Source organism: Aquabacterium sp., assembly GCF_004297345.1.
GTDB lineage: Bacteria > Pseudomonadota > Gammaproteobacteria > Burkholderiales > Burkholderiaceae_C > Aquabacterium.
The window spans coordinates 1-10,133 of record NZ_SCTN01000215.1 but is presented as its reverse complement, the minus strand read 5'-3'; the positions used below and the strand labels follow the sequence as shown (position 1 = coordinate 10,133).

Annotated in this window: 11 protein-coding genes and 1 pseudogene; 2 read left to right on the top strand and 10 right to left on the bottom strand. The window is 62.5% G+C overall.

Annotated features, from left to right (window positions below):
- The 5 genes and pseudogenes from EPO09_RS07795 to gspG form a co-directional block, all read right to left on the bottom strand.
- Positions 1-358 (bottom strand): annotated as a pseudogene (locus tag EPO09_RS07795) (type II secretion system protein GspK); the annotation flags it as partial.
- 7 nt (positions 359-365) lie between these two features.
- Entirely contained in the window at positions 366-1,043 is a 678-nt protein-coding gene (locus EPO09_RS07790) for a type II secretion system protein J (protein ID WP_290641857.1), read from the bottom strand.
- An 8-nt stretch (positions 1,044-1,051) separates the two neighbouring features.
- Positions 1,052-1,429 carry a type II secretion system minor pseudopilin GspI gene (gene gspI, locus EPO09_RS07785; RefSeq protein ID WP_290641855.1) on the bottom strand — a complete coding sequence of 126 codons (378 nt, stop codon included), beginning with the start codon at positions 1,427-1,429 and terminating at the stop codon, positions 1,052-1,054.
- On the bottom strand, positions 1,413-1,928 hold the full coding sequence (locus tag EPO09_RS07780) for a Tfp pilus assembly protein FimT/FimU (RefSeq protein ID WP_290641854.1): 516 nt from the start codon (positions 1,926-1,928) through the stop codon (positions 1,413-1,415). The genes gspI and EPO09_RS07780 overlap by 17 nt, the downstream gene beginning before the upstream one ends.
- Entirely contained in the window at positions 1,903-2,331 is a 429-nt protein-coding gene (gene gspG, locus EPO09_RS07775; RefSeq protein ID WP_290641852.1) for a type II secretion system major pseudopilin GspG, read from the bottom strand. Before gspG ends, EPO09_RS07780 begins: the two co-directional genes overlap by 26 nt.
- Before the next feature lie 181 nt (positions 2,332-2,512).
- On the opposite strand from gspG, the gene EPO09_RS07770 reads away from it, so the two are divergent.
- Positions 2,513-3,139 (top strand): hypothetical protein, encoded by a 627-nt coding sequence (locus tag EPO09_RS07770; RefSeq protein ID WP_290641850.1) that lies wholly within the window; start codon positions 2,513-2,515, stop codon positions 3,137-3,139.
- Between the two features lie 105 nt (positions 3,140-3,244).
- On the opposite strand, the gene ilvA is transcribed toward EPO09_RS07770, so the two are convergent.
- Positions 3,245-4,840: a threonine ammonia-lyase, biosynthetic gene (ilvA, locus tag EPO09_RS07765; RefSeq protein WP_290641848.1), complete on the bottom strand. Its 1,596-nt coding sequence runs from the start codon at positions 4,838-4,840 to the stop codon at positions 3,245-3,247.
- A 44-nt stretch (positions 4,841-4,884) separates the two neighbouring features.
- On the bottom strand, positions 4,885-6,075 hold the full coding sequence (locus tag EPO09_RS07760) for an oxygenase MpaB family protein (protein WP_290641846.1): 1,191 nt from the start codon (positions 6,073-6,075) through the stop codon (positions 4,885-4,887).
- 200 nt (positions 6,076-6,275) lie between these two features.
- On the opposite strand from EPO09_RS07760, the gene EPO09_RS07755 reads away from it, so the two are divergent.
- Positions 6,276-7,334: an AraC family transcriptional regulator gene (locus EPO09_RS07755; protein WP_290641844.1), complete on the top strand. Its 1,059-nt coding sequence runs from the start codon at positions 6,276-6,278 to the stop codon at positions 7,332-7,334.
- Between the two features lie 154 nt (positions 7,335-7,488).
- Here the strand turns inward: EPO09_RS07755 and EPO09_RS07750 are convergent, their stop codons facing one another.
- The 3 genes from EPO09_RS07750 to EPO09_RS07740 form a co-directional block, all read right to left on the bottom strand.
- The gene (locus EPO09_RS07750; RefSeq protein WP_290641842.1) at positions 7,489-8,682 is read right to left on the bottom strand and encodes a phosphoglycerate kinase; all 1,194 of its coding nucleotides are present in this window, start codon (positions 8,680-8,682) and stop codon (positions 7,489-7,491) included.
- A 181-nt stretch (positions 8,683-8,863) separates the two neighbouring features.
- A complete protein-coding gene (locus EPO09_RS07745; protein ID WP_290641839.1) occupies positions 8,864-9,274 on the bottom strand; it encodes a hypothetical protein in 411 nt (136 codons plus the stop codon).
- A gap of 201 nt (positions 9,275-9,475) precedes the next feature.
- Entirely contained in the window at positions 9,476-9,928 is a 453-nt protein-coding gene (locus tag EPO09_RS07740) for a DUF494 family protein (protein ID WP_290641837.1), read from the bottom strand.
- Between the last annotated feature and the right edge of the window lie 205 nt (positions 9,929-10,133).

Below are 10,133 nucleotides of genomic sequence, written 5' to 3'. Positions count from 1 at the left end.
GGAAGGCCTCGGGCGCATCGTCGGCATCCGAGCTGTTGTTATTGCTGTCCGATGCCAGGAAGGTGGACAAGCGCGCCTCGGCCAACGGAATAGCCCAGGGCTCGCCCAGGTGATCGGATTTATCGGTCGATTTGGCATCTTCCCGGAGAATCAGCCGAGCCCAGTCCAGCGCACCGCTGAGCACCCAGCTGGCTTGCGTGCGGATGCGCTCAGCCCCTTCCACCTGCGTGGCGCGCCATTGCTGCCAGACCATGGATGCAGCCAGCGTGGCCACCAGCGTCACGATGACCATGGCCATGAGGAGCGCCGCACCGCGCTGACGCCCACGAGCAGAGACCGGGTGTTTGAGCGTGTTCATCTGAGCCTCAGTTGGTCTGCCCTGGCTGAGGTGCCAGCACCATGTCACGGGTCAGCGTGCCGCCAAAACCGCTGCCTTCACCCAGGGTCAACTGGCTGCGCAGGGCATTGGGCAACTGTTCGCGCAAAAGTTGGCTCAGCCCCGACTGATTTGGCTGCGCAGACGCCACATTGCCTGTGGACTGGCAGTTGCTCATCGCCCCGCTGCGGAAGCAGTAAACCTGCCATTGCTCCACGCCCTTGAGCGCCGTCAGGGTGCCAGGCTCCTTGCCACGCAATTGGTAAGAGCTCATCCAGTACTTCTGCAACTCGCCCACCTTGTAGGTCACCGGGCTGCTCCAACGCAAGAGGCGGCCGCGCTGCACGTACCAGACCACGACTTGCACACCCTCAGCCGTACGACGCGTCAGCCGCAAATGCGCCCCGTCGAACTGCATGCCGTTGACGATGACGGTATCAATCACCTGACCGAGGTCGGCTTCCATCTGCGTCATCACCGACTGCAGTCGCAATGTCTGCTTGAGGTTGCCATCGGCGACCTGGCGGGCCGTGCTGATGCCATCCATGCCCTTCCAGGCCGTGGCCGCCAACACAGCCAGGATCAGCAGCGACACCAACACTTCGATCAGCGTGAAGCCGCGCTGGCGAAGAGACCGGGCTGGGCGAGTGGGGAGAGGGGTCAACATGCGGGCCATCAGAAGCGCGGCAGCACCGTGGACAGCTTGACGATGGGTTGCTGTTGCTCGTCCATCACCTGCGCATCCACGCGCCGGAAGTTGATATTGGGCGTGGGCCGCACGGTCAGATGCCCAGGGAAGGTTCGGCCCAGTTGCTGACAGGAGAAATCGCTGTCACCCACGGGCGGGTAGATCTTGCCCAGCTTGAGCGCGGTGATCTGATTTTCGGCGCACCACTGTGCCATGCTCAGATCGCGCATGCGCTGCGCGTTGAGCGTCAAGCCGCCGGCCGCCTTGATCCCCGCAGACAAGGTCATGGCCACGATGGCCAAGGCCACCAGCACCTCGATCAGGGTCATGCCACGCGGGGTGCGCACATCAGGTCCCGGACGCATTGACGGCCTCCTGCTGATCGCCGGCATCGTCTTGCCCGGCATCGCCCGTGAGTACATCAAAGGCACCCAGGCCATCGGTACTGATGATGATCTGCTTGTCTTCCAGCCGCAAAATCACACTTTGTGCGCCAATGACCGGCTCCGGGCCCAGCACGACGCTTCTCGCCCCGACCACTTCGGCCTTGACATCCGATTCGAGCCATTTGAGCGGCGGCATGAGCGCAGCGGGCATGCCCAGGAACTGGTAGTCAGCCTCGGGACCATTGGGCTGTGGCACCCACAGCACGGTCATGGCGCCAGCCCTGGCTTGCGTGCGGGCGGATTCCAGCAAGGCGATCAGGCGAGCGGCCTCGCGCTCCAGTCGCGTCGCCGAAGGATCGGGAATCGCAAAAGAAACGACTGCGGTGGTGATCGCGATCATCGCCACCACCACCATCAATTCCAGCAAGGTGAAGCCGCGCGCGCGGCGCGCCTTACTGCCAGGAGCCGATATCGGCATCGCGGCCTTCGCCACCAGCCTGGCCGTCCGCCCCGAAGCTGAACACATCGACAGCCCCCTTCACACCAGGGTTGACGTACTGATAGGAACGCCCCCATGGGTCATTGGGCAGCTTTTCCAGATAAGGCTTCCAGTTGTTCGGCACGGGCGCAGCAGTTGGCTTGGCCACCAGGGCCTGCAGACCTTGTTCGCCGGTCGGGAAGCGCTGGTTGTCCAGCTTGTACAGCTTGAGCGCCTGCATCAGGTTGCTGACGTCGGTTCGTGCAGCCGTCACGCGGGCGTCATCGGCCCGATCCAGCACGTTGGGCACGATCAGGGCGGCCAGCAGCCCGATGATCACCAGCACAACCATCAACTCAATCAGCGTGAAGCCACGCTGCAGGGTACGCGCAAACATCTTCATGTGAATTTCCGAAAACAATCTGGCCATGGGACACCGAATTCGGCGACTTGGTTCCCATTGAATCCTATCAAGGGCGCCAGCATGCACGAGGACGGGACCGGTTCGATGCGGGATGAACCCGAGGTTCAAAGGCCACTTTCGGCCGCACGACGCATCGAACACCCATCATAATGGCCGGATCATGGCATCACGCATCTTCGCCCTCATCATTTGGGCCGCCGTCGCGGCGAGTCTGGCGTACTGGGGCCTGCGCTGGTTGGCCCGACCAACAGGCGTGCCCGCCAACGCGACGCCTGTGTCGCTGGATGGCGGCACGCAAGGTGACTTGCACCGACTGCTGACCGGCCCCGTCAAGGCGTCAGCCCCGACCGCCGATCCTTCTGCCGCATCAGCCCTGGCCAGCCGCCTCAAACTGATCGGCGTGGTGGCCCCTCGCATGGAAGGCGACAGCTCGGGCGTTGCCCTGTTGTCGATTGACGGCAAACCGCCTCGTGCCGTGAAGGTCGGTGGCGTGATCGAAGGTGATCTGGTCCTCAAATCCCTGAGCCAACGCGGCGCCGCCATCGGTACGGTGGATGGCCCGGCCACCACCACGCTGGATCTGCCCTTGCTGCCCCCACCACCCACCGGCGCCTTGCCACCAGTCAGCGGCTTCAGCACGGATGGTGGCCCAGGTGGTACGCCAGGCATGGCACCACCACAAGCGCCCAGCGGCATGCCTGGTGCGACAGGCTCACTCGGCGCGCCGGAGGGTGGCCCGCCCGGTGGCCCGACTGGCCACATGATGCGCCCAGGCCGCCCGAACTGATCGAGCCCGCCACGCCAGACAGCAAGCGCACCGCTGGCAAACAAAAAAGCCCTGAGCATCACCTCAGGGCTTTTTGCATTTCTGGCGAATCAAACGCCCATCAACTCAACGCAGGAACAAGCGGTACACCGGGTTTTTCGTCTCGTCCACATAGATGTAGCCGAGCTTGTCCAGGAAGGGCTTGATGGACTTGGTCTCGGCCTTGGGCACTTGCAGGCCCACCAGGATGCGACCGTAGTCAGCACCCTGATTGCGGTAGTGGAAGAGGCTGATGTTCCAGCCCGGAGGCAGGCTGGTCAGGAAGGTCATCAAGGCACCGGGGCGCTCCGGGAAGATGAAGCTGTAAAGGCGCTCGCCTTCGGCCAGCGACGAACGCCCGCCCACCATGTGGCGAATGTGGGTCTTGGCCAGCTCGTCGTGGGTCAGGTCAACCGTCTTGAAGCCTTGCTTCTCGAACTGACTGACGACCTTCTTCGACTCGCCCTTCTCGCTTGTGGTCAGGCCCACGAACACATGGGCCTGCTTCTCGTCGGAGATGCGGTAGTTGAACTCGGTCACGCTGCGCGGGCCGATGGTCTCGCAAAAGCGCTTGAAGGAGCCGCGCTCTTCCGGAATGGTCACGGCCATCAAGGCTTCGCGCTGCTCACCGACTTCGGCGCGCTCAGCCACAAAGCGCAGCCGGTCGAAGTTCATGTTGGCGCCGCAGTTGATGGCGATGTAGGTCTTGCCCTGGCCGCCATGGCGTTCGGCGTACTGCTTGACGGCCGCAACACCTTGCGCACCGGCAGGCTCGACGATGGAGCGGGTGTCCTGGTAGATGTCCTTGATGGCCGCGCAGACCTCGTCGGTGCTGACGATCACGAAGTCATCGACCAGGGCCTTGGTCAGGCGCATGGTTTCTTCGCCCACCAGCTTCACGGCCGTGCCATCGGAGAACAAACCCACGTCCTGCAACGTGACACGCTTGCCCGCCTTGACCGAGCGGGCCATGGCATCCGAATCCGCCATCTGCACGCCGATCACTTTGATCTCGGGACGCACAGCCTTGATGTAGGCCGCCACACCGCTGATCAGGCCGCCACCACCGATGGCGACGAACACGGCGTCGATCGGGCCGCTGTGCTGACGCAGGATCTCCATGGCCACCGTGCCCTGGCCGGCGATCACATCAGGATCATCGAAGGGGTGCACGAAGGTCATGCCCCGCTTGCGCTCCAGTTCCTTGGCGTGCAGGGCTGCGTCTGAGTAGCTCTCGCCATGCAGCACGATCTGCACGTTCTCGCCACCAAAGGCGCGCACAGCATCGATCTTGAGTTGCGGCGTCGTCGTGGGCATCACGATGGTGGCCTGGCATCCCAGGCGGCGAGCGCCCATGGCCACGCCCTGTGCGTGATTGCCAGCCGACGCACAGATCACGCCCTTTTCAAGGTGCGCGCGGCTGAGGTGCGCCATCTTGTTGTACGCCCCGCGCAGCTTGAAGCTGAACACGGGTTGTTTGTCCTCGCGCTTGAGGAAGACCTGATGCCCCAGGCGGCGCGACAGGCTGCGGGCCTCATCCAACGGACTTTCAATGGCCACGTCATAGACCCGGCTGGTCAGGATCTTTTGCAGATAGTCCTGAATGGTCAACGGCTTGGTCTTGGATTTGACGGCAGCCTTTTTGGCCGGGGCCTTGCTGGCAGCCTTGCGCGCGGTGGACATGAATCGGGCTCCGTGATCGAAGTCTGTGGTTGGAGCCCTACAGTCTATCGTGCCTGCTTCTCCTGATGCGGGCAGCCGCCGGTGAGATGTTGTGGCGCCCGCTCGCCCAGCAGCACGTCCAGATAGCGCCGCTGCTTCGCACGTGACCGCCTGGCCCACGTCGGAGCCAGGCCAGGCACGGCATGCAGCAAGGTCGACCGCAGCAGCAAGGGCAGCATCATCATGGCTGGATACCATGGGATCGCAGCGGGCAACCCCAGATTGTCCATGCCGGATCGGCCCACGAACCATCGCACCAGGCTCAGATGCCGCGCCTTGTTCAAGTGCCCGCGCACGCCGGCGAGATTCGCATAGTGGCGCTGCAAAGGCTCGTCCATCAACGCACGCCCAAGCAGCACGCTGCTCTCATCTGCCCCAGCCTGGCTGAGCACATTGCGGTAAAGCGCCACCCGCCCCTCTTGCTCGTGCACGCTCAATAGCTTCTCGTCGACGCCCATCAAGCAACCGATGTAGCGCCACAGGTGCATCACCGCATGTGATTCACGCCTCGTCAGCCAGATACCTGTGGTTTTCAAAGCCAGCAGTTGCACCACGCTGAAAGCCAGGTAGGTGGCCTGCATGTCCAGTTGATTGACGGGCATGCCCCAGAGACGCTCATCCCATTGGCCGCCGTGCATCAACTTGTGCCGCACCAGGGCATGCATCACGCGCACGCGCAAGGTCATGGTAAAACCCGGTGCGCCGGGCGCCATTCCATCATCATCCGTGCATGCCAGCCACCATGTGGTGGTTTCCGCCACGCGGCGCTGCGCGCCCTTGTGCAGTGAACCCGTCTGGATCAGGGTCTGGTTGATGGCCGAGGCCTGATAGCCGGCCATCAAGCCCGCGTCACGCAACACCATCATCCCGTGCAAGCCGGTTGACTGCAGCACGCGCGCGCCCTGCGCCATCAAATCCACGTCCAGCCAGGCCGGTATCTGCCCAGTTGATTCGATGAACACACGCAAGGGCGCAGGCGTGTTCTGCGGCAGCGCTGAAGCGGCCTTCAAGGCTTGCTCGAACTGCCCCCAGGCTCGCGCCATGCCCACCTCATGCATCCAGCCGACCAAGTCATCAGCCAAAGGATCCCCCACGGACAAGGCATCCCCCATCGCCTGCCAGCAAGCCTCGCTCGGCTCCGGGTCGCCCTGGATCATCCAGCGCAAGCGACTGGCCATCTGGCGTGCCGCCAACATGTCCGAGCCGTGCCGAGCCGGATGCTGTTGTCGAGATGGGCGCGGCTGGCGGCCCGTATCATTGGTTGTCGCGGACGGAACTGTCATCATGATCTGGTGCGAAAGCTTGAAGAAGCGATGCTCACCATGCTGAAGGCCTGCGCAAGGCGTGTCATTGACCGCACGTGCAGCCCGCTTGACCGCAGACTCACTGGTTAACCATGACCGATCTTCATCGCAGCCATCCAGACAAGACCAGAAGAGGCTTTCACGCCGGCTTTGTCCGCGTCTTGCCCGACACCCTGGCTGCGCGTGGCATCCCCGCAGCCGCCGTGTGGCAAGCACTGGATCTGGCGCCCGATGAGGCCCCCGAAGACTGGCGCATCCCCACCACGGGGCTCTGCCATGCCATCGACATCGCCTGCAACTTGACCGGCGAGCTACAAACAGCGCTCCATGCCGCACAGGCCGTGCGCCCACTGCACCTGGGCCCCTTGGGCTACGCCTTGATGAGCAGTGCCCAGGGCGAAGACGGCTTGCGCATGTATGAGCGCTTTCAGACACTGCTGTGTGACGAGTTCCTGGCCCAGCACCGCGTCGTCAAAGGCTTGATCGAAATCAGACACGAACCCCTGGACATGCCCCTGCCCCGGCATGCGGGCTTCTGGTGGTTCCTGATCGGTGCGCGGCTGAGCTTTGCACGGTGGGTGTCCGGGCGGGACCTGGTGCCCGTTCGCATCGACCTGCCCTGTCCCAGGCCGTCCTCGGCCGATACCTTTGATCGTTTCATTGGCGTTCCCGTGCGCTACGACACCCCCGACTGTCGCGAACTGATGCCGGCCGACTGGCTCGCCTGGCTCAACCCGAACGCCGATACGGCCATGCACCAATTGATGACCACGCGCACGGCGCAACAGATGTCGCAGCGGCCATCAGGCTCGCCCCTGCTACTACGCGCCAGGCTGATACTGGCCGAGCACATGAGCCAGGGCATTGAGCTTCATCTTGATGAGGTTGTGCAAGCGATGTCAGCCAGCGATCCCGAGCTGGCTGGCACCACGCCTCGCCAATTGCAGAAACGCCTGGCAGAACAAGGCCTGAGCTTCAAAGAGCTGCTGGAAGAAGTGCGCCGGGAGCGCGCACTGCGCCTGCTGCGCGACACGGCCAAGCCGATCGGCGAGATCGCACACCAATGCGGCTACACGGAAGTCAGCCCCTTTCACCGCGCCATCAGGCGCTGGACAGGCCTGACACCCCTGCAGGTTCGCCAGCAGGCATGACGGCAGAGCGCCAGTGCGCTTGAGTACCTCCGCCTACGTCCCGCCTCACAAGAAAAAAGGGCCTGCTCCTTGACGGAACAAGCCCTGGTCTTGTTGCATGAAGGCCCAGCCGGAGCACGCCACAGCGCACCCCGACCGCGCCATCAGGCCCGCGTCAACCCGCGGCGCGCTTGCTCAAGATCTCGAACGCTGGCAAGGTCTTGCCTTCCAGCACTTCCAGGAAGGCGCCGCCGCCCGTCGAGATGTAGCCCACATCCTTGTCGATACCGTACTTGGCGATCGCAGCCAGGGTGTCGCCACCACCGGCAATGCTGAACGCGGCTGAATCGGCAATCGCGCGCGCCACGGTTTCCGTGCCATGCGAGAACGCTTCGAACTCGAACACGCCCATCGGGCCGTTCCACACCACAGTGCCAGCCGCCTTCAGTTGCGCAGCCAGCTTGGCCGCGGTCTTGGGGCCGATGTCCAGAATCAGGTCATCATCGGCCACATCGGTCGCGGCCTTGATGGTCGCGGGTGCGTCAGCTGCAAAAGTCTTGGCCACCACCACATCTTCAGGAATAGGCACCTCGGCGCCACGGGCCTTCATCGCCGCGATCACAGCCGTGGCTTCGCCCAGCAGATCGGGCTCGGCCAGCGACTTGCCGATCTTCAGGCCTGCAGCCAGCATGAAGGTGTTGGCAATGCCGCCACCCACGATCAAGCCATCCACATTCTTGGACAGCGATTGCAAAATCGTCAGCTTGGTCGAGACCTTCGAGCCAGCCACAATCGCCACCAGAGGGCGCTTCGGCGCTTCCAGCGCCTTGCTGATCGCATCGATTTCAGCCGACAGCAGCGGGCCTGCGCAAGCGATCTTGGCAAACTGCGCGATGCCGTAGGTCGTGCCTTCAGCGCGGTGCGCCGTGCCAAACGCGTCGTTCACGAAGATGTCGCACAGTGCAGCCATCTTGCGCGCCAGTTCTTCGTTGTTCTTCTTCTCGCCCTTGTTGAGGCGGCAGTTTTCCAGCAACACCACTTCGCCGGCGTTCACGCTCACGCCGTCCACCCAGTTGCTCACCAGCTTGACTTCGCGGCCCAGCAACTCGCCCAGACGCTTGGCCACCGGTGCCAGCGAATCCTCAGGCTTGAACTCGCCTTCGGTCGGGCGCCCCAGGTGCGACGTCACCATCACGGCGGCGCCAGCCTTCAAGGCCAGCTCAATTGCTGGCACGGAGGCGCGGATGCGCGTGTCTTCAGTGATGTTGCCAGCGTCATCTTGCGGCACGTTCAGATCTGCGCGGATGAACACGCGCTGGCCCGCAGCCTTGCCCTGAGCCACGAGGTCTTCAAATCGGAGGATGTTCATGTTGTGCTGCCGCCTCGGCGTTGAATGAAAACGAAAGTCCAACATTGTAGAAAGGTCTGCGCCCTTCGTCCCCCCCGATTCAGTGGACGGCGCGCATTTCTCACCCATGCGGATGCTGAACAAGCAGCTTTAAACCCTGGAAATACGCCAGGGACTCTCCCCTGCCCGCCCAAGCTTGATCTCAATGCGACTTGCCCTTGGCCTTCTTGGGCGACTTGCTCGCAGATGGCTCATCCGCAGCGTCAGCACTGGATGTGTCCTCTTCATCATCAGCCTTGCTTGGCGCAGAAGCCTTGGACGCAGACGGTGGCGGCGGTCGAGGGACAACCGGCGTCACACCTTCCAGCTTGTTCTCCCTCATATACTCGTCCATCTCGCGCCAGCCCGCAAACACAGCGGACTTATCCGCCTTTGGATTGAGCGTGTAGCAATCCTCAATGGCCCGCACGGCATGTCGACAGGCACTGCCAATGGCCTTGGATTCAGCCACCTGATGTTCAGCCGCTTTCTGCGGTGTCTCAATGCCCAACTGGTCGCACCCCGCCATCAAACAGGTCAGCAGCAGCCCCGCCAGCACCTGACTCAAGCGCATCGGCGTGTCATCCCGATCGATCGAGCGGGAGAACAGCAAACTATGAGGCTTACGGGAGGACGACAAGGACATACACGGCGGAGTTGAAGAGTCAGGCCCAGCTCACGGCTTAGCCTGACACAAACAACATTACGGCATATCCAGGCAAATCTTGAAGCCAAGAAAAGCCAGTGGCAATACACCTTGCGCAAGCGACGCCACTCAATGAATCAGACGGTCCTCGTCATCGACAAACAACTCGTCCAAAATCAGGGCGTCTGGCTCTTCTCCGCGACTCCAGAACACCAGCAACACCAGAATTTTGAAGTCATCCAACGCGACAGGAGCTCGGGGAACAGCCAACACGCGATCCAACACGACTTCGCGCAAAACTGGTGTCAACACGCCAGCAGATTCCAAGAATTGAAGAAATCCGAGCGCCTCGGTACCAAGGCGTTCCAACTCGGCTGCAGCGAACACGCGGCTGCTCTGTGCGGAGGGCGGCAACACAGCCCCATGCGCCACGGAATTCAGCCCGGCAAGCCATGCCAGCGCTTCGGTGATCTCCTCCTCCTCAAAGCCTACTGCTGATAACTTGCGCACCAACAGATCTGACTCCGGACAAGCGTCTGGACGCCAGTAATGCTCATAGAGGTAGACCAGAACGTCAAACATGAAATCACTATAGCGCAAGGCGAAAGACAACGCATGCGCACTGCCCCTGAGCCCGTGAATCCGGCACCATCCTCGGCCAGACGGGCGCCACTCAAGATCCGCACATTCGACGATCGAGGTGGTTCGAGGAACCTAGAAATGGCACGTATAAAAACAAAAAGCCCCTGCGAGGCAGGGGCTTTTTATCTGTATAGGTAGCCTGACG

What these genes read in the sequence shown, in the direction of transcription:
- EPO09_RS07790 (WP_290641857.1), bottom strand. Translation starts at nt 1,043, where the DNA reads ATGTTGACCCCTCTCCCCACTCGCCCAGCCCGGTCTCTTCGCCAGCGC.
- gspI (WP_290641855.1), bottom strand. Translation starts at nt 1,429, where the DNA reads ATGCGTCCGGGACCTGATGTGCGCACCCCGCGTGGCATGACCCTGATC.
- EPO09_RS07780 (WP_290641854.1), bottom strand. Translation starts at nt 1,928, where the DNA reads ATGCCGATATCGGCTCCTGGCAGTAAGGCGCGCCGCGCGCGCGGCTTC.
- gspG (WP_290641852.1), bottom strand. Translation starts at nt 2,331, where the DNA reads ATGAAGATGTTTGCGCGTACCCTGCAGCGTGGCTTCACGCTGATTGAG.
- EPO09_RS07770 (WP_290641850.1), top strand. Translation starts at nt 2,513, where the DNA reads ATGGCATCACGCATCTTCGCCCTCATCATTTGGGCCGCCGTCGCGGCG.
- ilvA (WP_290641848.1), bottom strand. Translation starts at nt 4,840, where the DNA reads ATGTCCACCGCGCGCAAGGCTGCCAGCAAGGCCCCGGCCAAAAAGGCT.
- EPO09_RS07760 (WP_290641846.1), bottom strand. Translation starts at nt 6,075, where the DNA reads ATGTTGGCGGCACGCCAGATGGCCAGTCGCTTGCGCTGGATGATCCAG.
- EPO09_RS07755 (WP_290641844.1), top strand. Translation starts at nt 6,276, where the DNA reads ATGACCGATCTTCATCGCAGCCATCCAGACAAGACCAGAAGAGGCTTT.
- EPO09_RS07750 (WP_290641842.1), bottom strand. Translation starts at nt 8,682, where the DNA reads ATGAACATCCTCCGATTTGAAGACCTCGTGGCTCAGGGCAAGGCTGCG.
- EPO09_RS07745 (WP_290641839.1), bottom strand. Translation starts at nt 9,274, where the DNA reads ATGCGCTTGAGTCAGGTGCTGGCGGGGCTGCTGCTGACCTGTTTGATG.
- EPO09_RS07740 (WP_290641837.1), bottom strand. Translation starts at nt 9,928, where the DNA reads ATGTTTGACGTTCTGGTCTACCTCTATGAGCATTACTGGCGTCCAGAC.